The sequence below is a fragment of the Sanguibacter massiliensis genome, assembly GCF_900240335.1.
Lineage (GTDB): Bacteria > Actinomycetota > Actinomycetes > Actinomycetales > Cellulomonadaceae > Flavimobilis > Flavimobilis massiliensis.
In genome coordinates this window covers 2,064,778-2,086,734 of the sequence record NZ_LT964979.1, presented here as the reverse complement: position 1 = coordinate 2,086,734, position 21,957 = coordinate 2,064,778, and the positions used below count along the sequence as shown (strand labels likewise).

General features: G+C 71.2%; 17 protein-coding genes and 1 tRNA gene. 9 read left to right on the top strand and 9 right to left on the bottom strand.

Features of this window, described 5'->3' with window-relative positions; translation table 11 throughout:
* Window positions 1-14: 14 nt before the first annotated feature.
* Window positions 15-857 (top strand): ABC-2 family transporter protein, encoded by an 843-nt coding sequence (locus C1729_RS09725; RefSeq protein ID WP_102509766.1) that lies wholly within the window; start codon window positions 15-17, stop codon window positions 855-857.
* On the top strand, window positions 854-1,675 hold the full coding sequence (locus tag C1729_RS09720) for an ABC-2 family transporter protein (RefSeq protein WP_165375475.1): 822 nt from the start codon (window positions 854-856) through the stop codon (window positions 1,673-1,675). Before C1729_RS09725 ends, C1729_RS09720 begins: the two co-directional genes overlap by 4 nt.
* A gap of 68 nt (window positions 1,676-1,743) precedes the next feature.
* Here the strand turns inward: C1729_RS09720 and C1729_RS14630 are convergent, their stop codons facing one another.
* Complete coding sequence (locus C1729_RS14630) at window positions 1,744-2,775, bottom strand: hypothetical protein (protein WP_165375474.1); 1,032 nt, start codon at window positions 2,773-2,775, stop codon at window positions 1,744-1,746.
* A 116-nt stretch (window positions 2,776-2,891) separates the two neighbouring features.
* Between C1729_RS14630 and C1729_RS09710 the strand changes: the two genes are divergently transcribed.
* A complete protein-coding gene (locus C1729_RS09710; protein ID WP_102509764.1) occupies window positions 2,892-3,431 on the top strand; it encodes a peptidylprolyl isomerase in 540 nt (179 codons plus the stop codon).
* Between the two features lie 47 nt (window positions 3,432-3,478).
* Window positions 3,479-4,492, top strand: coding sequence for a rhomboid family intramembrane serine protease (locus C1729_RS09705; RefSeq protein WP_102509763.1), 1,014 nt, complete (start codon window positions 3,479-3,481; stop codon window positions 4,490-4,492).
* A gap of 194 nt (window positions 4,493-4,686) precedes the next feature.
* Here the strand turns inward: C1729_RS09705 and C1729_RS09700 are convergent, their stop codons facing one another.
* The gene (locus C1729_RS09700; RefSeq protein ID WP_242493779.1) at window positions 4,687-5,031 is read right to left on the bottom strand and encodes a cell division protein CrgA; all 345 of its coding nucleotides are present in this window, start codon (window positions 5,029-5,031) and stop codon (window positions 4,687-4,689) included.
* A 112-nt stretch (window positions 5,032-5,143) separates the two neighbouring features.
* On the opposite strand from C1729_RS09700, the gene C1729_RS09695 reads away from it, so the two are divergent.
* Together C1729_RS09695 and C1729_RS09690 are read left to right on the top strand one after the other, a co-directional pair.
* Complete coding sequence (locus C1729_RS09695) at window positions 5,144-5,881, top strand: DUF881 domain-containing protein (protein ID WP_102509761.1); 738 nt, start codon at window positions 5,144-5,146, stop codon at window positions 5,879-5,881.
* Window positions 5,882-5,965: 84 nt separating this feature from the next.
* On the top strand, window positions 5,966-6,589 hold the full coding sequence (locus tag C1729_RS09690) for an aminodeoxychorismate/anthranilate synthase component II (protein ID WP_102509760.1): 624 nt from the start codon (window positions 5,966-5,968) through the stop codon (window positions 6,587-6,589).
* 71 nt (window positions 6,590-6,660) lie between these two features.
* Here the strand turns inward: C1729_RS09690 and pknB are convergent, their stop codons facing one another.
* From pknB to C1729_RS09655, 7 genes are read right to left on the bottom strand one after another with little or no spacing between them, the layout of a single operon-like run.
* Window positions 6,661-8,772, bottom strand: coding sequence for a Stk1 family PASTA domain-containing Ser/Thr kinase (pknB, locus tag C1729_RS09685; RefSeq protein WP_129590722.1), 2,112 nt, complete (start codon window positions 8,770-8,772; stop codon window positions 6,661-6,663).
* Window positions 8,772-10,571: a serine/threonine-protein kinase gene (locus C1729_RS09680; protein ID WP_102509759.1), complete on the bottom strand. Its 1,800-nt coding sequence runs from the start codon at window positions 10,569-10,571 to the stop codon at window positions 8,772-8,774. The genes pknB and C1729_RS09680 overlap by 1 nt, the downstream gene beginning before the upstream one ends.
* Window positions 10,568-12,016: a peptidoglycan D,D-transpeptidase FtsI family protein gene (locus C1729_RS09675; RefSeq protein ID WP_102509758.1), complete on the bottom strand. Its 1,449-nt coding sequence runs from the start codon at window positions 12,014-12,016 to the stop codon at window positions 10,568-10,570. The genes C1729_RS09680 and C1729_RS09675 overlap by 4 nt, the downstream gene beginning before the upstream one ends.
* Window positions 12,013-13,491, bottom strand: a complete 1,479-nt coding sequence (locus C1729_RS09670) for an FtsW/RodA/SpoVE family cell cycle protein (protein WP_102509757.1) — start codon at window positions 13,489-13,491, stop codon at window positions 12,013-12,015. The genes C1729_RS09675 and C1729_RS09670 overlap by 4 nt, the downstream gene beginning before the upstream one ends.
* Before the next feature lie 22 nt (window positions 13,492-13,513).
* Window positions 13,514-14,884, bottom strand: a complete 1,371-nt coding sequence (locus tag C1729_RS09665) for a PP2C family protein-serine/threonine phosphatase (RefSeq protein WP_102509756.1) — start codon at window positions 14,882-14,884, stop codon at window positions 13,514-13,516.
* Between the two features lie 5 nt (window positions 14,885-14,889).
* Window positions 14,890-15,390 (bottom strand): FHA domain-containing protein FhaB/FipA, encoded by a 501-nt coding sequence (locus C1729_RS09660; protein ID WP_102509755.1) that lies wholly within the window; start codon window positions 15,388-15,390, stop codon window positions 14,890-14,892.
* A gap of 10 nt (window positions 15,391-15,400) precedes the next feature.
* The gene (locus C1729_RS09655; RefSeq protein WP_102509754.1) at window positions 15,401-16,111 is read right to left on the bottom strand and encodes an FhaA domain-containing protein; all 711 of its coding nucleotides are present in this window, start codon (window positions 16,109-16,111) and stop codon (window positions 15,401-15,403) included.
* Between the two features lie 218 nt (window positions 16,112-16,329).
* Between C1729_RS09655 and C1729_RS09650 the strand changes: the two genes are divergently transcribed.
* The 3 genes from C1729_RS09650 (at window position 16,330) to C1729_RS09640 (ending at window position 21,913) form a co-directional block, all read left to right on the top strand.
* Window positions 16,330-16,412, top strand: a tRNA-Leu gene (locus tag C1729_RS09650).
* A 292-nt stretch (window positions 16,413-16,704) separates the two neighbouring features.
* Complete coding sequence (locus C1729_RS09645; protein ID WP_129590721.1) at window positions 16,705-20,283, top strand: DUF7927 domain-containing protein; 3,579 nt, start codon at window positions 16,705-16,707, stop codon at window positions 20,281-20,283.
* A 94-nt stretch (window positions 20,284-20,377) separates the two neighbouring features.
* Window positions 20,378-21,913, top strand: coding sequence for a SpaH/EbpB family LPXTG-anchored major pilin (locus C1729_RS09640; RefSeq protein ID WP_102509752.1), 1,536 nt, complete (start codon window positions 20,378-20,380; stop codon window positions 21,911-21,913).
* The last annotated feature ends 44 nt before the right edge of the window (window positions 21,914-21,957 follow it).

The following is a 21,957-nucleotide window of genomic DNA, read 5'->3' as shown; positions in this document are numbered from 1 at the left end:
ACGGGCGAGTCCCGGTGACGGGCGTCGCCGCGGAGCTGCTCGACGAACGGCGCCCTGTGAGCGGCTCCCGCCACGTGCTGCGGGTCGCTGCGGCGACGCTGCGCGCGGAGCTCCAGGCGCGAACCGCCTATCGTGCCCAGCTCGCGATCGGGGCGCTCGGCTGGGTGGTGCCGCTCGCCTTCATGGCGCTGTGGCGCGGCGCTGCAGCCGACGGCGCCCTCGGCGGCATCACGCAGGCACAGCTGACGACGTACTTCGCGATGATGCTCGTCGTCTCCAACCTGTGGATCAGCGGCGACATCATCTTCGGGGTGTCCTCGCAGATCCACGACGGACGGCTCGCAGCGCTCCTGCTGCGTCCCGTGCCTCCCGTACTTCCCTCGGCGCTCGCAGGACTGGCATCGAACGCCTACAGGGTCCCGGTCGTCCTCGTCGGCGTCCCGCTCGTCATCGGTCTCGGTGGTGGCACAGTCACCCGCGACCCGGGACGCTGGGTGCTCGCGCTCGTCGTCGGGACGCTCGGAATCGTCTCGGTGGCCTACGTCGCCGCGATGGTCGCCACGGTGGCGCTGTGGCTCACGAAGGCCGAGGGGGTCCAGGGACTCGTCTTCGGTCTCGAGTGGGTCGTCGGCGGGATGGTCGCTCCCGTCGCCCTGCTCCCCGGGATCCTCCCGGAGCTCCTCGTCCACCAGCCCTTTTGGTACGCGGGGGGCGCGGCACCCGAGATCGTCGCCGGAATGGGCGAGCACTCCTGGTGGCTCGTCGCGGAGTGTGCCGCCTGGGTCCTCGGCCTGCACCTGCTGTGCCGTGCCGTCTGGCGACGAGGCATGCGACGCTTCGAGGCGGTGGGGTCGTGAGCACGACGACGGGACCGACGGCCGTCGGCGGGACGCGCCACACCCTGCGCGTCCTGGCGTGGGAGTGGCGGGCGACGCTCCAAGGGGCCGCCGAGTACCGGACCGACCTCGTCACCGGGACCCTCGTCTCGGTCCTGTGGCTCGCGATCTCCGCCGTGCCGTCCCTCGTCGTCAGTCTCCACACCGACGGTGCAGGCGGCTGGACCCTCCCGCGCCTCATGTACCTGCTCGCGGTCTGGTACCTCATGGACGCCGTCATGTGGATCGTCGTCATGCCGAACATCTCCGCGTGGGGAGAGATGGTGCGGACGGGGTCCCTCGACGCGATCCTGCTCCGGCCCGTCGACAGCCTCCTGCTCGCGTCCCTGAGGACCTTCGGCGTGCAGGACGCCCCGAAGATCCTGCTGGCGATCGGCCTGGGTGTCGCCTCGGTCGCCGCAGGTGGCGGCCCACAGGGGGCGTGGGCGGTGCTCGGCAGCGTGGTCTGCGTGCTGTGCGGGATGGTCCTCATGTGGGCTGCGGCCGTCCTCGCGTGCGTCCGGACCCTCAGCCAGGTCCAGTTCGACGCCTCGTTCCTCGTCCACGCAGGGCTCAACCTTGCCCGGGTCCCCGTGCCGCTCTACGGCGGTGTCGTCACGGTGCTGCTCACCTGGGTCGTCCCGGTCGCGTTCGTCGCGACGGTCCCTGCGCAGGTGATGTTCGGCATGGTCACGCCGTGGGTCGTGCTTGCCGGCGTCGCGCTCGCCGCGGCGGCTGTCGGACTCGCCGTCCTCGCATGGCGGTCGGAGCTCCGACGGTACGCGGGTGCGATGAGCTGAACACAGACGTCTGAGGGCCGCATCCCCCGTGGGGAGGCGGCCCTCAGACAACTGTCGGGTGTCGCTGCTCAGGCCTCGCTCGGGGGCTTGGGCGTCGTCCGGCGCGGGGCGCGCGGCTTCGGGACGGGCTTCTCCGCGACCTCCTCGACCTTCTCCTCGACCGTGACCGCGGCATCCTTGGCGGCATCGGTCGCGGCATCGGCGGCGTCGGCGACCGTGCTCGACGCCGTGTCCGCGACGTCCTCGACCTTCTCGGCGACGGCCTCGACGGCGTCGGTGCCCGCCTCCTGCGCCTCGGCGGCGGCGTCAGCCACCTCGGCCGCGACCTCTCCCCCGACCTCGGCGGCCGCGTCTCCGGCCTTCTCCGCCTCGTCCGAGGCGTCCTCGAGGACGTCCTCGAAACTCGACGTATCGACCTTCTCCCACGGCTCGGCCCACGGGTCGACCTCGGGCTGGGACTTCTTCCAGACGACATACGCGCCACCCGCGGCGGCCGCCGTACCCGCGACCCACCAGAACGCCTTGCCCTTGCCCGAGGACTTCTCAGCCTTCTTCGCGAGGACCTCGGCCGCGCCCGCGAGCGAGTCCGATCCGTGCGCGACGGTGTCCTGCGCCTTCGTCGCAACCTTCTCGACGACGCCGCCGTCCGCGGCGTCGTCCGCGACGCGCGCCAGGAGCTCTGCCGTCGACGACGCTGCGGCCCCGGACTTCTCCGCAGCCGTCGCAGCTGCCGCGTTGAACGCGTGCACGAGGCGCGGCAGGTACTCGTCGACGACCTTGTCGTGCGCCGTGTCGATCGCGGGCCGCGCCTTCTCGGCCGCCGCCTCAACCCGCGGTGCCGCGGCCTGGACCGTCTCGTCCCAGACCTTCTCGATCCGCGGGGCGAGCCACTCCTTGAACGCTTCGAGCCTCGGGGCGCTCCACTCGACCGCGTCCTGCGCCGCGACCTTGGCGCGCTCAGCGAGGACCGCGGCGACGTGGGCCGCCTGCTCGGCAGCGTCACCCACCGCGGCGGCGGCCGTCGCGGCCTGGTCCTTGACCTTCTCGGAATCGATCCCGTCGAGGGTCTCCCTGGCCTGGTTGCGAATGCCGTCGAGCATGATGCCTCCTGCTGGTCGCGGTGACGAAGGTATCCCCCTACTCTGCCACCGACTGGGGTCCCGCCGCGACGGGACGCGACTCCCGTCCTGTGGACGTTCCGTGGGAGGATGAGGTCATGTTCGCAACCCTGCACACCTCCGCGGGCGACATCCGCGTCGAGCTGTTCCCGAACCACGCGCCGAAGACCGTCGAGAACTTCACGGGTCTCGCGACGGGCACCAAGGCCTGGACGAACCCGTCGACGGGCGCCTCGTCGAACGAGCCCTTCTACGACGGCCTCATCTTCCACCGTGTCATCTCCGGCTTCATGATCCAAGGCGGCTGCCCGCTCGGCACCGGCACGGGTGGCCCCGGCTTCAAGTTCGACGACGAGATCCACCCCGAGCTCGGCTTCACGAAGCCCTACCTCCTCGCCATGGCGAACGCCGGCACGCGCCGCAACCCGCTCACTGGCAAGGCCGAGGGCACGAACGGCTCGCAGTTCTTCATCTCCGTCGACGCGACGCCGTGGCTCACCGGCAAGCACACGATCTTCGGCGAGGTGGCCGACGACGCGTCCCGCCAGGTCGTCGACGCGATCGCTGCCGCGAAGACCCGTCCGGGCGACCGCCCCGTCGAGGACATCGTCATCAACAGCGTGACGATCGAGGACTGACCTCTCCTGCACGTCCCGAGAGCCGCCGCACACCCCTGGATGCCCGCATGAGCGACAACGTCCCGACGGGGGGTGCGGCGGCTCCCGTCTGTCCGCGGCACCCCGACCGAGTCTCCTACATCAGCTGCCAGCGGTGCGGTCGGCCCGCGTGCACCGAATGCCAGCGCCCTGCTGCCGTCGGCGTGCACTGCGTCGACTGCGTCAACGAGCATGCCCGCAACGCTCCCGCAGCCCGGACGGCGCTCGGCGCGCGGCTGCGCGAGGGCCGACCCGTCGTGACGCTCACGCTCATCGGGATGTGCGTCGTCAGCTACGTCCTCCAGCTCACGGCGCGCGAGGTCTGGACCGCGCACCTCGAGATGGCGCCCGTCCTCGGGGCGCTCGAGCCGTGGCGGCTGCTCACGGCGGCGTTCCTCCACGCCGACAACCCCACCCACATCGCCTTCAACATGATCGCCCTGTGGTCGGTCGGCCCGCTCCTCGAGCAGCTGCTCGGCCGAGGTCGGTTCCTTGCGCTCTATCTGCTCTCGGCGCTCGGCGGGTCTGTCGCGGTCGTGTGGCTCGCGAACCCGTTGACGATGGAGTGGCTCACGCCCGTGCGCGGCGCGTCGGGCGCGGTGTTCGGGCTCTTCGGGGCGTTCGTCGTCATCCTCCGGCGCTTCGACCGAGACGGAACGCAGGTGTACGGGATCCTCGGCATCAACCTCGTCATCGGCTTCGTCGTGCCGGGGATCTCGTGGGAGGCGCACGTCGGCGGGTTCGTCGTGGGTGCAGCTGTCGGCGCGGCGTTCGCGTACGCGCCGCGCGATCGGCGCCACCTGTGGGCGTTCGTCGTGCCGGTCGTGGGGCTCGTCGTGCTCGTGGCAGCGGCGTCGGTCCGGTTCGCGACGGTGCCGGAGTGGACGCGTGTCGGCGAGGACTCGTTCCTGCCGCCCGACGGCTTCACGTCGGCCGTGCACGCGGTCGAGCCGGAGCGCACGCCTGTGGACAACCTTGCCTCCGCGAAGCTGTCCACAGTTCTCCACAGCGTTACTCACAGCTGTGGAACTACAAGCGTGTAGTTATCCACAGCCCTGTCCACCGATGGGGACAGACTGTCCACCGCCCCAGGAATCCGAGCGGATGGCCACTACCAGTAGCCATCCGCTCGGATTCCTGGGAACGGGGGCGTGCGGGTACGCGCGAGGCCCCCTGCATCATCGATGCAGGGGGCCTCGCGCGTACCCTGGGCGAGCCCGGCGTCAACGGCCGACGCTCAGCGCCAACGCGTCGTCAGGCCAAAGCCGGCGATGAGGAACGTGAAACCGACCGCGAGGTTCCAGTTGCCGTTGAGGTTGAAGGCCTTCTGGAACGGAATCGGCCACTGCATGTTCGAGAGGTACGCGACGACGACGTACACGAGGCCGAAGATCATGAGACCGAGCATCGTCGGCACGAGCCAGCGCGGGTTCACCCCGGCCTCACGCGCCTTCTCACGAGCCTCACGCTTGAGCTGCTTGTCGAGCGACGCGGCCTTCTTCTTCGCCGCAGGCGGCACGACCGGCTTCTTCACGGTGGCAGCGGGGGACGACTCGTTCTCGGACGGCTTCGGATCGGACACGGCGCGAGGCTCCTGTCTGGGACGGCGGGATCGGGACCGCACAGTCCCGTGACAACGCATAGCCTAGTGCCCGGGCGGCACCACGCCCCGCGCAGACATGGAGGCGAGCCGGATGAGGACCGCGGACACCCCTGCACGGCGGGTCCAGCGAGCACCCGTCGTCGTCATGCTCGTCCTCGCCCTCGCCGGCCTCCTCTTCACGTCCTCCGCCCGGCTCGCCCGGAGCCAGGGTGAACGCCACCCCGAGAACCTCGCCCAGCTCATCGAGGTCGAGGAACGCCGCGTCGAAGAGGTCGAGGAGACGCTCGAGGACCTCGACGAACAGATCTCGCGCGCCGCACCCGCCGTCGGCCCCGACGTCGACGAGGACGCCTACCTGCGCGACGCCGTCGCCGCCGGCGCCGTCCCCGTCACCGGACCCGGGCTGCGCGTCGCACTCGACGACGCACCGCCCCAGCCCGTCGGCTCGACGATCCCTGCCGACACCCTCGTCGTCCACCAGCAGGACCTCGAAGCCGTCATCAACGCCCTCTGGGCCGGGGGAGCGGAAGCCATGACGCTCCAGGGCCAGCGCGTCCTCACAACGACCGCGTTCCGCTGCGTCGGCAACGTCCTCTCGCTCCACGGCCGCGTCTACTCCCCGCCCTACGTCGTCGAGGCCATCGGGGACCCTGCCGCACTCGCCGCGGCTCTCGACGCGTCCGACGCGATCGCGACGTACCGCGAATGGGTCGACGCCGTCGGGCTCGGCTGGGACGTCAGCACGCAGGACAGCCTTGAGATGCCCGCCCGCACGGTCGCAAACCTCGCGCACACCCGCCTCCCCGACGGCGTCGACCCGCTTCCCTGACCGACGACGTGGACGACCGCGCGGCCGTGCACCCCGGCGCGGCATGATGGCACCACGACCCATCCACGCCACCCGGGAGACGCCGTGACGCGCATCCTCGTCGTCGACAACTACGACTCGTTCGTCTACACGATCGTCGGCTACCTCGACCAGCTCGGGGCCGTGACGACCGTCGTCCGCAACGACGCCGTCCCCGACCCCGCGACCTGGGAGTACGACGGTGTCCTCGTGTCGCCCGGGCCCGGGACCCCCGCCGAGGCCGGAGCGAGCCTCGACGTCATCCGGGAGTGCGCCGCACGGTCACTGCCGATGCTCGGCGTCTGCCTCGGCCACCAGGCTCTCGGCGAGGCCTTCGGAGCCACCGTCACACACGCCCCCGAGCTCATGCACGGCCGCACGAGCCGCGTCGAGCACGAGGACCGCGGCGTCCTCGACGGTCTTCCCCACCCCTTCACCGCGACGCGCTACCACTCGCTCGCCGTCGTCCCCGCGACGGTGCCCGACGAACTCGAGGTCACCGCACGCACGTCCGGCGGCATCATCATGGGGCTCCAGCACCGCGAGCTGCCGCTCCACGGCGTCCAGTTCCATCCGGAGTCTGTCCTCAGCGAGGGCGGTCACAGGCTCTTCGCGAACTGGCTCGCGCTCACCGGCCTCACGGACGCGGTCGAGCGGTCCGCCGGACTCGCGCCGCTCGTGCGGCGCTGAGCCCCACGCGTCCAGGAACGCCACGAGCCCCCGACCAGCGGTCGGGGGCTCGTGGCGTCAACGGACGGAGATCAGCCGTCGTCACCCTGGCCGTCACCGTCACCGTTACCGTCACCCGGGTCGGACGTCGGATCCGTCGTCGGGTCAACCGTCGGCGCCTGCGGGCCCGGCCCGGTCGACACGTAGATGACGACCTCGTCGCCCTCCTGAGCCGCCGTACCACCCGTCGGCACGTCGAAGACGATGCCGGCCACCTGGTCGAACGACTGCTCCGTGATGACCTTCGGCACGAGGTTCCGCGCACGCAGCGCCTCCTCGGCCTGCGCCTGCGTGAGGCCCACGAGGTTCGCCGGCACGACGACCGTCTCCGGCTCGGGCTCACGCGCGATGATGATCTGGATGACCGTGCTGTGCTTGACCTGACCGGCCGTCGGCGCCTGACGCAGGACCGTGCCCGGCTTCGCGTCCGCCGACTCCTCGAAGTCGTACGACGCACTCACGCGCGGGTTCGCCGCGAAGAACTCCTCGACCTTCTTGCGTTCCATCTTCTCGAAGTCAGGGACGTCCGTGTTGCCGTTCGAGATGAAGAGCACGACCTTGTCGCCCTTCTTGACGTCCTTGTTCACCTCGGGCTCCGTGCGCGTCACGCGGTCGAGCTCGACCGTGCCGCTCGGCTCCGTGCGTGTCGTCTCGATGACGAGACCGGCCTCCGTGAGCACCTGCGAGGCGCGCGCCTGGTCGAGACCCGCGACGTCAGGGATCTTCGTCGCGGATGGGCCCTGGGAGAACCACACCGTCACCGACGTGTTTTCGGGAACCGACTGTCCCTCGGGCGGGTTGGAGCGCACGGCCGTGTCGCGCTCCGCGGTCGACTCCTCGAGCTCTTGGACGAGCACGAGTTTGAGCGCGTCGAACTCCTCCTTGACCTCGGCCCGCGTCTTGCCGACGACGGTCGGCACCGTGACGTTCTTGACCTCGGGAGTCTTGTTGTTGTTGAGCACGAGGATGAGGACGAGCGCGACGACCGCCGCGACCGCGACTGCGATGAGCGACCACACGAGCGTGCGACGACGCTTCGTGTCCGGCTCGGCCTCGGTCACCGCCTGTGTCGCGGTCGCCGGGGACGTCACCACCGGCGGGAACCCGGACGCGCCCGCACCGGTGGGTGCCCAGCCGCCGCCCTGCGCAGCCGGCTGGACGGGCTGCGGGAACGCCTGCGTCGTCGCCGCACCGAATACCTGCGTCGCCGACTCGTCGACCGCGGGCACGGCCGCTGCCGCGGCCGCCGCGGCGACCGTCGCGATCCCCGCCGCCTCGACATGACCGCCGCGGATCGCGGACTCGAGGTCCGCGCGGAACTCTGCGGCCGAGCCGTACCGGTCGACGCGCGACTTCGCGAGGGACTTCAGCACGACGCGGTCGAGGGTCTCCGGGATGTCGCTCGCGAGGCTCGACGGACGCGGCGGAGCCTCCTGCACGTGCTGGTAAGCGACTGCGACGGGGGAGTCGCCCTGGAACGGCGGGCGTCCCGTGAGGAGCTCGAAGAGCAGGCATCCGGCCGAGTAGAGGTCGGAACGTGCGTCGACCGACTCGCCGCGCGCCTGCTCGGGGGAGAGGTACTGCGCAGTGCCGATGACAGCCTGCGTCTGCGTCATCGTCGCCGCCGAGTCCGCGACCGCTCGCGCGATGCCGAAATCCATGACCTTGACGGCACCCGTCGGCGTGAGCATGACGTTCGCCGGCTTGATGTCGCGGTGGACGATGCCCGCCTGGTGGCTGTACTCGAGCGCGGAGAGGACGCCCGACGCGATCTCCACGGCCTCGTCGATCGGCACGGCGTGCCCCGTGCGGAGGATGTCACGAACCGTGTGGCCCTCGACGTACTCCATGACGATGAACGGGACGTGCTGGACGGTGCCGGAGGCCTCCGTGTACGTCTCCTCGCCCGTGTCATACACCGCGACGATCGCCGGGTGGTTGAGCGCCGCGGCCGACTGTGCCTCACGGCGGAAACGCGCCTGGAAAGACGGGTCGCGCGCAAGGTCCGAGCGGAGGATCTTGATCGCGACGGTCCGGCCCAGGCGAGCGTCGTGGCCGATGTGGACCTCGGCCATACCGCCACGGCCGATGAGCTCGCCGACCTCGTAGCGTCCGGCAAGGATGCGGGGTGCTTCGTGATCCACTAATCGTCCTTCGTCGTCGGGGGGACCGCCCTACGGTCCCGGGCCGCTCGCGCGACCACGGCAATCTTGTCATCAGTTCGGAGGCTCGGTGCGCCGAGGCCGCGGGGCGGGCGCACGAACGGTACGAGGAGCGCTGCAGACGCCGATCCAGGTTTCCCGAGGAGCGCCGCCACCACGATGATTGCGACGAGGACGAGCAGCCCCACGAGCGGCCAGGAGAGGTCGCCGAGGCGCAGGCCCGTCGTCCCGCGCGGCACTGAGGGCGGCGCAGGGACCGGCGGCGGTGACGTCGCCCGACGCGAGGCGGGTGACGTCGCAGTGGACGGCGACCACCCGGGCGGTGCGCCAGGGGGGGCGGGGATCGACGTCCCACCGGGTTCCCAGCCGACGGACTGCCGCGTCGCGCGCGCCGCCGGCCCGTCGTGCGTGCCCCGGGCCGGGGGCGTCGCCACGTCCGCGGGCGGCGGCGGAGGCGTCGTCCGCGGTGGACGGGGCGCCGGCGGAACCGGCGGGACCGCAGCAGCACCGGCGCCGTGCGCCGCCGCACCGTCGCCCGGCGTGACGGTGGCGCCGCGTGTCGTCCGCACAGGACCCGACTCGACGTCCGACGGCAGCTCGACAGCGGTGCGTGGTGCCGGTGGGCCGGGCCGTCGGTGAAACACCGCACGCGTCGCCGCCGCAGCGGGGACGACGACGGGAACCGCGGCCGACGCCGCAGGCGCAGGACCCGCAGGCTCAGCGGCCACGGGGGCGGGGTCCGACGGCCGGGCGCGCAGCTCGCGGCGCGTGCGCGGCGCGAACGAGGGCGGCATCCTGCCACCCGGCGCCGGAACCGCTGCCGGTGCCGGATCAGCCGCTGCCGCCGTCGAGGCGGGGACACCGGCCGACGCTGACGACGGCGACACCGTCGACGCGACGCTCCCGCCCGACACCCCATGACGGGCAACCCGGTCCGTGAGGTGACCCAACGGGTCGAGCTCGGAGACACGCGCGAGCTCGTCGAGGCGCAGCGCGAGTGCCGCCGCCGAACGGGGGCGCTTCTCAGGATCCTTCTCGAGCATCTGCATGACGAGCGTCGCGAGACCCTTGTGCACCGTCGACGGAAGCGGCGGGACCGCCTCGTTGACGTGCGCGACCGCGATGTCGACGGCCGTCGCCCCCGTGAACGGCCGGTGCCCGACGAGCGACTCGTACGCGACGATGCCGAGCGCATAGATGTCGGACGCCCCCGTCGCAGCACGCCCGATCGCCTGCTCCGGGGACAGGTACTGCGCCGTGCCCATGACCATGCCGGCGGCCGTCATCGGCACCTGGTTCGCCCCGAGCGACACGCCGAAGTCCGTGATCTTCACCGTGACACCGTGCTCGAGCAGGATGTTGCCGGGCTTGACGTCACGATGGACCACCCCACCGACGTGGGCCGCATGAAGGCCACGGGCCGCCTGCGAGAGGATCGGCAGCAGCCGTCGTAGCGGCAGCACCGGCTCCCGCTCGAGCAGGTCGCTCATCGGCTCGCCGACGACGAGCTCGAGGATGAGGAAGCCCGAGCCGTCCTGCTCGCCGTAGTCGAAGAGCTGCGCGATGTTCTCGTGGCTGAGGCCCGCCGCGTTGCGCGCCTCCGTGCGCAGACGCTCGAGGAAGTCCTCGTTGCCCGCGTACTCCTCCTTGAGGACCTTGGCAGCGACGTCACGCGCGAGCGACTGGTCGTGTGCGACCCACACCTCACCCATGCCGCCGACGGCGATCTGCCGGACGAGCCGGTACCTGTTCCCGAGGACGAGCCCCGCCGTGGGCCTCACCGCAGACCCGCCTCAAGCACCTTGCGCGCGATCGGTGCGGCGACCGCGCCGCCCGTCGCCTCCGAGCCCATCGAGCCACCGTTCTCGACGAGGACGGCGACCGCGATCTGGGGCGAGTCGGCCGGGGCGAAGCCCATGAACCACGCGTGCGGCGCAGCATCCTTCGTCGTCTGTGCTGTGCCCGTCTTGCCCGCGACCCTGACGCCCGGGATCCGGGCCGCCGTGCCCGAGCCCGACTCGACGACACCGACCATCATCTCCGTGAGCGCACGCGCGGTCGTGCCCGACACCGCGCGCCCCGCGCTCGACGGATCCGCCTCCGAGACGACGTCGAGGTTCGCGTCGCGCACCCGCTCGACGAGGTACGGCTCGAGCCGGTCGCCGCCGTTCGCGATCGCCTGCGCAACTGACGCCATCTGCAACGGCGTCGCCGCGATGTCCATCTGGCCGATCGAGCTGAGTGCGAGCTCAGGAGCCGTGAGGTCCGCCGGGATCCGCGACGCCGCGACCGGGATCGGCACGGACGAGCGCTCGTTGAAGCCGAACGCCTCGGCGGTCTTCCGCAGCTGCTCCTGGCCGACCTCGCCACCGAGCATCGCGAAAGCCGTGTTGCACGAGATGCGCAGCGCGTCCGCGAGCGTCTGCTCGCCCGTCGGCGAGCAGCGCGAACCACCGAAGTTCTGGAGGACGGACGTCGACTGCGGCAGGGTGAGCGTGTCCGGTGCCGGAATGACCGTGTCCGCCTGGTAGGCGCCCGACTCGAGCGCTGCCGCCGCCGTGAGCACCTTGAACGTCGACCCGGGCGGGTAGACGGACGACGTCGCACGGTTGCGCAGCGGGTGCGAGTCGTCCGCGAGAAGCTCCTGGTAGGCGTCGTTGACCTTCGACGAGCTGTGCTTCGCGAGGCGCGCCGGGTCGTACGTCGGCGTCGACACCATCGCGAGCACCGCACCGGTCCTCACGTCGAGCGCGACGACTGCGCCCCGCTGGTCGCCGAGAGCCTCCGTCGCCACCTCCTGGAGTTCGCGCGACAGCGTGAGCTCGACCGAGCCGCCCCGCTGCTGATGTCCCGTGACGAGGTCCTGCATGCGCCGCAGGAAGAACGAGTCGGCCGTGCCGTTGAGGACCTCGTTCTCCGCGCGCTCGATCCCGTCACGTCCGAAGACGATCGAGAAATAGCCTGTGACGTGGGAGAACAGTGGTCCGTCGGTGTACGTGCGCTGGTACCCGAACGCGTCGTCCGACGGCACGGACGAGACGACCGACTTGCCGTCGACGATGATCGGCCCGCGCGACACCCCGAACTCACGGTAGATCGATCGGACGTTCCGTCCGTCCGCGTTGAGCGAGGGCGCCTCCCTCACCTGGATGTTCGTCGCCGCGACCATGAGCGCGAGAAGGAGGACGATCGCGACGGTCGACACACGGCGGATCGCGTCGTTCACCGGATCACCTCTGTCGCCTGCGTGTCGGGCTCAGGACCCGGGTAGGGGACCGCGTCGTCGGGCTCGTCGTCCGCGTCCTCCTCGGGCGTCGCCGACGCCTCATGGATGACGGGAGCCGAGCCGCCGCGCACCGGCAGCGGCGCAGGGCGCCGCGCGGCGTCCGAGATCCTCAGGAGGATCGCCACGATGATCCAGTTCGCGAGCAGCGACGAGCCGCCGTACGCGAGGAACGGCGTCGTCAGACCCGTGAGCGGGATGACGCGCGTGATGCCGCCGACGACGACGAACACCTGCCACGCGATGACGAACGCGAGACCCGAGGCGAGAAGCTTGCCGAAGCCGTCACGTACGCCGATCGCCGTACGGAAACCCCGCTGGACGAGGATCACGTAGAGCATGAGGACCCCGAGCAGCCCCGTGAGACCAAGCTCCTCACCGAGCGCCGCGATGATGAAGTCCGACTCCGCGAACGTCACGAGGTCCGGGTGCCCCTGGCCCCAGCCCGTGCCCAGCAGGCCGCCCGACGCGAGACCGAAGAGGCCCTGGACCAGCTGGTGCGAGCCTCCGGGCGCACGATCGTAGATCGCCGGGTCCATCGGGTTGAGCCACACGTCGAAACGCGCCGCGACGTGCCCGAACGTCTTCGCTGCGAGAACCGCCCCGCCCGCGAAGAGCACCATGCCGATCGCGATCCACGAGATGCGTTCCGTCGCGACGTAGAGCATCGCGACGAACAGCCCGAAGATGAGCAGCGACGTGCCGAGGTCCCGCTGCAGCACGAGGATCGCCAGACACACCGCCCACACGACGATGAGCGGGCCGAGGTCACGTGCACGAGGCAGTTGGACGCCCAGGACCCGCGGACCGGCCAGCGCGAGCGTGTCACGGTTCGTCACGAGGTACCCCGCGAAGAAGATCGCGAGCGCGATCTTCGCGAGTTCCGCCGGCTGCAACGAGAAACCGGCGACCGAGATCCAGATGCGCGCGCCATAGTTCGCGACGCCGAGCCCCGGCACGAACGGCAGCACGATGAGTCCGATCGCGAGAACCATCGCCAGATACGCACGCTTGCGGAGCACCCGATGGTCGCGCAGGACGACGAGCACGACCGCCGCCGCGACGACCCCCACCGCCGTGATGCCCAGCTGCTTGCCGGCGAGCTCCGACGTGCGGCCGCTCGCCTGCTCGGCAAGGTCGAGACGGTGGATCATCGCGAGCCCGATGCCGTTGAGCGCCACCGCGACAGGAAGGATCACCTGGTCCGCGAACGGCGCGACGCGGCGCACGAGGAGGTGCAGCGCCGTCGCGAGGACGACGAGACCAGCCGTGCTGAGATAGAAGTCCGCGGGCAGGGTGTCGTTCATCGCGAGCTCGACCTGGGCGAACGCGCCCATGCCGAGGACGACCGCGCCGACGAGGAGCCCCAGCTCCCGCGCGCGGCCCGTCCTCGTGGTGCCGGGCTCGACAGTGGCCATCACGCCGCCCTGAAGATCCGCGTCATGACGTCGAACCACCGTCGGACGGCGTCGATGCGTCGTCGGCCGGCGCCGTCGGGTCGATCGTCGGGTCGATCGTCGGCGTCCCCGTCGGCGTCGCCGGGGGAGTCGTCGGCGTCACCGCCTCGACCGCGAGCGACAGGGCGTGCGTGTGCGCGGCGACGAACGACGGCTGATGGATCGTCGCGCGCAGCCGGTCCGCCTTGAACGGGTCGAGGTCGTCGACGCGCGTCTCCGTCGTCATGACGACGTGCGAGAGCGACAACGGACCGAGGTCCTGCGGGATCCCGCGGAAGATCGCGACACGACCGTCGTCGACCCCCAGGTAGTACTGCGTCTGCGTCCACGCGTACGCGCCCCAGCCAGCGCCGCCGAGCACGACGAGCGTCACGAGCGTCCACAGGACGCGCGCGACCGTGCGCCGCCGCCGGCGGGGCAGGGCGGAAGCGTTCGCCTCGACGTCGTCGACGGGCACGTCGTCCGCAGTCTCCTCAGCCTCTGGCGTCGCCGTCGCCGTCGACGCGACGAGCGCGGCAGCCTTCGCGGCAGGGCTCTCCGCCGCTGCAGACGGCACGTCACGCTCGACCGCCGCAGCCCCGGCGACCTCGATCGTCGACGTCGGCTCGACACCCGCAGGCGGAGCATCACGGTCGATGACGTCCGCGACGATGCACGTGATGTTGTCCGGCCCACCGGCGCGCAGCGCCAGCTGGACGAGCCGCTCCGTGCACAGGTCAGGATCGTCGATCTCGACGAGCGTCGACTGCATCGTCTCGTGCGAGACATACCCAGACAGACCATCCGAGCACAGGAGCCACCGGTCGCCCGGCCGCCCCTCACGCATCGACAGATCCGGCCGCAGGCCCAGACCGAAGTCGCACAGCACCCGCATGACGACCGACCGCTGCGGGTGGACCTCCGCCTCCTCGGGCGTGATCTTGCCCGTGTCGACGAGGTGCTGGACGAACGTGTGGTCCGTCGTCACCTGCGTGAGCTCACCGTCGCGCAGCAGGTACGCCCGCGAGTCGCCCATGTGCGCCATCGCGAGCATCGACCCCGCACGCAGGAGCGCCGTCACCGTCGTCCCCATGCCCGAGAGCTCAGGCTCCGCCGTCGAGCGGGCGACGAGCGCCTGCTGCGCCTCGTCGACTGCCCGCTCGAGCTCGGTGACCGCGTCATCCGCGCCGAACGAGTCGTCGTTGAGCGGAGCGAACGTCGCGACCGCGATCGACGACGCCACATCACCCCCCGCATGCCCACCCATGCCGTCCGCGACGACGAGAAGGTTCGGACCCGCAAAGCCGGAGTCCTGGTTGTTCGATCGCACGAGCCCGACGTCAGAACGAAGGGCGTAGCGCAACGCGATGGGCACGGGGGTCACCTCTGCAGCTCGAGGACGCTCTGACCGATGCGCACGGGCGTCCCGACCGCAAGGACGAGCGGTTCGACGAGGCGTTCCGAGCCGACGAACGTGCCGTTCGTCGACCCGAGATCCTCGACGACCCACTGGTCGCCCTGCGGGAAGATCCGTGCGTGGCGCGAGGAGGCGTAGTCGTCGTCGAGGACGAGCGTGCACGCCGCCGCGCGGCCGATGAGGATGGCCGACGCACCCAGAGGGATCGTCGTACCGGTGAGGTTGCCGTCCGTGACGACGAGACGCGTCGCACGCGCCTCACTCGGGCGGGGACGCGGCTCAGGACCGTTCGACGGCGCCGTCGACGTCGTGACCCGTGACCGCTGGCCGCGGTGCTCTGTCGCACGCGCCGAGACTCGCGTGCCGTAGATGTCACGGCGGAGGACGCCGATCGCGACGAGGACGAACAGCCACAGCGCGGCGAGGTAGCCCAGCCGGAGCAGGGTGATCGTCAGCTCGCTCATGAGGTTGTGGTCACCGGTCCTGGGCGTCGTGGGGCGCGGACCCGGTCCAGAACATGATCCTGGTCCGGCCGATCGTCAAGGAGTTGCCGTCGAGCAGGGTCGCCGCAGGCACCTGGTGCCCCTCGACGAACAGGCCGTTCGTCGAGCCGAGATCCGTCGCGACGACGCCGTCGGGCGTGATGCGGATCTCGAGGTGACGGCGGCTCACGCCCGGGTCGTCGACGACGATGTCCGCCTCCGAGCCCCGGCCGATGACCGTCACCGGACCCGTGAGCAGGTAGCGCTGGCCGTCGATGTCGACGAGCGGATGCCGCGAGCTCGGGCTCGCGGACGCGGGCGCGACCGCGCCGCGCACCGTCCGGGACGTGAGCTCGAAACGGCCCGGCGTGACGTCGTCGTGCAGCTCGAACGTCACCGTGACCGGGCCGACGAACGCGTAGCCCTGCGACGCCGCATGATCCGTGACGTTCGACGCGAGCTCGTCCGCGAGCGTCTCCGCGCCCCACTGCTCGATGCGGTCGAAGTCGTCGGGCGCGAGCGCGAACGTGAACTCGTTGGGGACAACCGTGCGGTCACGGTCCACCGCAGCAGCCTTGTCGTCCACCTCGCGGCGCAGGGCGCTCGCCAGCTCGACAGGCTTGAGCTCGGAGCGGAAAGCGCGGGAGAACGCGGTGCTGACGACCTTCTCCACGCCCCTCTCGAAGCGGTCCAGGACGCCCATGGCACCTCCATCCCCAGCTGTCGTCCGGCGCGCTCGCAGCGCGCCGGGGCCGTCGTCAGGCACGACGGACGCGCTTGCATCGTATCGGCGCACGGCCCGGGACGGGGCCTGAACACGTGGACGGCCTGTGCGGATCACGTGCGTCGCCGCCGTTCGGGCGCGTGATTCGGTGGCGCCGCGCGGACCGTGCTAGCCTTTCGAGGCTCGCAAGAGTGCTCGCGTGAGTGGCGGAATGGCAGACGCGCTGGCTTCAGGTGCCAGTGCCCGCAAGGGCGTGGGGGTTCAAGTCCCCCCTCACGCACGCGAGATCGAAGGCCCCGGACCCTTGGTCCGGGGCCTTCGTCGTGCTCGGGGCCTTCGTCGTGCTCTGTCAGGACGACGGGACGTCGGCGGCGCAGCACTGGTCATGGGATGAAATCGCTCCCAGTGTGCGATCGTGGCGAGAGTCACCCGCTGAAGGCACAAGGTGTCCGAAACGTGACGCGCAAGGGTCTTGAAACCTACAGCACGTGGCGCAAGGGTGGGGGGGACCGTCGGTTGATCGCTGGTGAAGTCGCCGCCCCGAGGCCCCAGACCCCCACCGGAACAGAGTGATGACACTTCGCCCCGCTGCCGTGCTGAGCGCCCTCGCGCTCGTGGCAGGAGGACTCACCCTCCTCGCCGCGCCCGACGTCGCCGACGCCGCCAGCAACGGAGACACCGTCTTCATCGACGATGCCCTCCAGAGCGGGCCCCTCGGCACGTCGTGGACCGTGGCAGGCACCGGCTGGACCCCGCAGCTGACGACCATCGCGCAGAACAACCTCATCGACCACGCGACGAACACCGCGGACTGTGTCGGGTGGCCGAAGTGCACCGCGACCTACGACTCCACCCGCGACGGCAACTGGCTCACCCTCACGAGCGACAACTCCCGCAACGGCGCGGGCGAGGCGGGATTCGTCCTCAACAACTCCGCGTTCTCCTCCTCGCGCGGCGTCGTCATCGAGTACGACCAGCGCGTGTACCGCACCAACAACGGCAACATGGGCGGCATCGTCCAGGGCGGCGGCGACGGCATCTCGCTCTTCCTCGTCGACGCCAACGCCCCCGACTACGACCGGCCCACCGAGGTCGAGACGTCGAGCACACTCCCCGGCGGCTACGGCGCAGCCCTCGGATACTCGAGCGTCTCCAACACCGGCGACGCATGGTGCCCCGCCCAGCCCGGGCTCGCAGGCGCCTACCTCGGCGTCGGCTTCGACGTCTACGGCAACTTCCAGAAGGCCGAGAGCAGCCCGAGCTTCGGCGCCAACCGCGCCACACGACCCGCCTCCGTCTCCGGCAACCACCCGAGCGCCCTCAACAACCGCCTCATGCAGTCCATCGGTCTGCGCGGCTCCGGCGTCCGCTTCAAGAACGCCACGAGCTGCAACCAGAACACCCAGGCCGACCTCGACCGCAGCTACGGCATGATCCGCGTCCCCATCACGACACGCCCCGGTCACCTCTCCGCGTTCCAGGTCCGGTGGAACGCCGGCGACGACCCCGCGACCTACGCGTGGGAGTACAAGAGGTCCACCGACAGCACGTGGACGTCCGTCCCGACCGAGCTCGTCCCCGCTGGCACCGTGAACGGGTTCGACGACCCGCGCGGCTACGCCGTCGCACGCATCCCCGTCGACAACGCGCACACCGGGACCTACGACGTCCGCTACCGGCGCACGACCGGAGGCGACCAGGGCTACCGCACGATCTCCGTGCCCCGCAACGCCTTCCTCGGCACGTGGCCCGACGTGAGCTTCACCGGTGCGACCACGTTCGACATCCTCACCGCCCGCAAGGGCGGGTACCGCTGGCTCGCCGGGACAGGCGCGCACGGCGACACCACGACCGGCGCCTGGATCGACAACACGAAGAACGACGCCCGCGAGTACCGGCGGGTCCGCGTCACGCTCACCCCCCGCGCCGACGGCTCCCGGAACGTCTCCGTCTCCTGGACCCCCAAGCTCTCCATGTCCGCCGACGTCTGCGTCGACCCCGTGACGAAGGTGCCCAACTCGCTCACCGGCACCGCTTGCGGCGGCGCCGCAGGAGAGTGGCGCCCCGGGACGACCCCGACGTTCACCGAGCAGTTCCGCTACAACCTCTCTGACAGCCAGTACCAGGCGTCAATGCCCGCGCAGTTCAAGCTCGGCTTCGCCGCCTCGACCGGCTGGGCCGTGAACTTCCACCAGATCCGTAACGTGCGCGTGACTTCGCCCACCGACCTCGCCGTCGACAAGACCGTCGCGCTTGGCACCCCGACCGGCTCGACGAACTGGGCGAACACCGTCACCGGCCAGGCCGGCGATACCGTCTCCTACCGCCTCGTCGCGACGAACGAAGGCCCCTCGCCCCTCGACGCCGCCTACCCCGCGAAGCTCTCCGACCCTATGACGGCCGTTCCGTTCGCCGCCCCGCAATCCGTCACCTGGACCGCGACCGCGACCGGCGGCGCCCAGGTCCGCGCGACCTCGAACGACCCGTGGACGACCACCGTCTCAGGGACAGGACCCCTCACCGGGGCGAACGCCCTCGAGTGGCACTCGCCCGACCGCACGACGACGCCCACCGCCGCCGTCACCGTCGTCGTCACGGGAACCGTCTCGACGAGCGCTGCGGTCGGCACCTACCCCAACACCGCGACCGTCGCCGCGTCCACCGCAGGCGGACCCCAGGAGACCAACCTCGCCAACAACACCGACGCCGCCCAGCTCGTTCTGCGCGCCGGCGACACGTGGCGCGTCGCCAAGACCGCCACCCCGGCGAGCGGCGCCACCGTCACCGCCGGCACCGAGATCACCTACAGCGTCACCGCGACCGCCGACGGCACCGCAGGCCGCGGCGACGTCCGCGGCGTCGTCCTTACCGATGACCTCACCGACGTCCTCGACGACGCGGCGTTCGTCGCCGGGTCCGCAACCCTCAAGGTCGGTTCCACGACCCCCGTCGCTGTCACCGACCCCGTCGGCACGACTCTCACCACCGCACCCTTCGACCTCCCGCACGGCACGACCGCGACCCTCACTTACCGGGTCAGAGTCGACGCGGACGTCACCGGCGGCACGACCCTTCGCAACGTCGTCGTCGGCAACGCGACCTCGGGCGACCCCGAGACCTGCGCGCCGCCCGCCGACCCCGGTGACCCGACCTGCTCGACCGTCCACACGACCCCCGCCTGGACCCTCGGTAAGACCGTCGCCGACGCCGCAGCCCCAGGCACCCCGCTGCCCGACGGCACGCTCGTGCAGCCCGGCACGACCCTCGTCTACACCGTCACCGCGCAGAACTCCGGCCCGGCCGCCGTCGACGTGACGCTCACCGACGACCTCAGCGACCTCCTCGAGGACCCCGCAGGCGCCGACGGCCCCAAGGCCACGTTCGACCCCGAATCCGTGAGCCTCACCGTCGACGGCACCCCCACGACCGGCACCCTCCCGAGCACACCCGGCACCGACCACCTGCTCGAGGTCGGACCCGTGACCCTCCCCGCCGGCACCCCCGCGAGCCCCAAGGTCGCGGTCCTCACCTACCGCGTCACCGTCGCCGTCGACGCCTGGGCCACGACCCTCCGCAACGTCGTCAGCGGGACCGGCACCGACCCTGTCGGCGGCGGCGATCTCCCGCCCCTCGACTGCACCCCCACCGACCCCTGCTCGACCGACCAGCGCACCCCGCTCCTCGTCCAGGTCGAGAAGCGCGGCGAGGACCTCACCGGCACCGTCGTCCCCATGGACGGCTCGCAGTGGGCGGTCTACGCGGACGCCACCCTCACGGACGTCGTCGTCGACCCCCTCGCCGCGGTCCCCGGCGAGACCGGGCTCTTCCGCGCACAGCTCGAGCCCGGGACGTACTGGCTCGTCGAGACCCAGGCGCTCGACGGGTTCCAGCTCCTCCCCGCGCCGGTGCGTCTCACCGTGGCGGCCGACGGCACCGTGACCCTCCTCGACCCGACGAGCTTCCTGTCCGTGCGCGACGACACGGCCGACGACCACGCCTGGACCGTCGTCGTCCAGGACGTGCCCGCGCTCGACCTGCCCGAGGCCGGTGGGCGCAGCCCCGCGGGCCTCGCCGCCACCGGGCTCCTCCTCACCCTCCTGGCTGGCGCCGTCGCCGTGCGCGCGCGCCGCAGCACCACCGGGAGGCCGTGACGACCGACCACCAGCCACCGCCCCGTCGGGCCGCCCGCACGCGACGCCCCGGCTCCTCGACCACCTCAGGGTTCTTTACTAGGGAGACAACACAGTGACTCGTTCCACCATCTGGCGCCGCGCAGCGGCCGTGCTCGCGGTCGGCGCGCTCGCCGCCGTCGGCGCTGCCGGTGCCGCCCAGGCCGCACCGATCATCGACCCCGCCACGACGGGCTCGATCGTCGTCCACAAGCGCCTCAACCCGACCGGGACGCTCCTGCCCGGCAACGGACTGCCCGACGCGTCCGCGCCTGGCACCCCGCTCGAGGGCATCGAGTTCGACGTCCAGCGGATCACGACGGTCGACCTCACGACGACCGCCGGCTGGACCGCCGCGAACGGCTACGCCGCGAACCCGAGCACGATCTCCGCGGGCGACCTCGCCCCCGCGACGACGCAGACGACCGCGGGGGCGGGCGGCACCGCGACGTTCTCGCCGCTCGTCGTCGGCGCCTACCTCGTCACCGAGCAGCTGACGCCCGCCCAGGTCGCGGACGGCCTCACGCCCGCCCCGCCGTTCGTCGTCACCGTGCCCATGACGCACCCGACGGACCTCGACACGTGGATCTACGACGTCAACGTCTACCCGAAGAACCTCCAGTCGACCGTCACGAAGACCGTCGACGACGGCCCCGACACGACATACCAGGTCGGCGACAGGATCGGCTGGACCGTGACGACCCAGGTGCCCGCGCAGACGACGACCCAGTTCGTCTTCAAGGACGTCCTCGTCGAGCAGCTCGAGGTCACGGCGCCTGTCGCCGACACCGTCGCCGTCACCGTCGGCGCCACGACGCTCGTCCCGACGACCGACTACACGATCGACGCCGACGCGCTCGCGGACGACAACACCCTCGTCGTGCGCCTCACCCCGGCGGGCCTCGTCAAGCTCAACGACCGCGTCGGCACGACCGACAAGATCGCCCTCGCGTTCACGACGACCGTCCTCTCCCTGCCGACGAACGGCGTCATCGAGAACACCGCCACGGTCTTCCCGAACGACTCCTTCCCCGAGACGGGCCCCGGCATCACGACGCCGCCCGTCGTCTCCCGCTTCGGCGAGATCAACATCCTCAAGCGGGACTCCGCGACGAACACCCCGCTCGCGGCCGCCGAGTTCAAGGTCTTCGCGTCCGAGGCCGACGCCAGCGCGTACGCGGCCGACCCGGTCGCCAACGCCGACCGCGCCCTCACGGCGCAGCAGAACGGCACGGGTGCGCTCGTGAGCACGTTCGTCACGGGAGCCGACGGCACCGTCTCGATCACGGGCCTGCGCGCCTCCAACTGGCAGGACGGCGTGCGTCTCACGGACTCGACGACGTTCCAGAACTACTGGCTCCTCGAGACGAAGGCGCCCACCGGCTACGAGCTCGCGACCGCGCCGATCGGCGCGATCACGGTCCTCTACGACCAGAACGCACCGACCGTCCTGCCGCACGGCGACATCACCGTCCCCAACGTCGGCAAGCCTGAGCTCCCGCTCACCGGTGGACAGATCGCGACCGGCGTCTTCGGCCTGCTCGGCGCGCTCGTCCTCACGGGCGGCGTCCTCCTCGTCATCCGCGCGCGCCGCCAGGGCGCCAGGGGCTGACACCGAAGGTCCGTGCGGCGGGCACCGCCCGCCGCACGGACCGA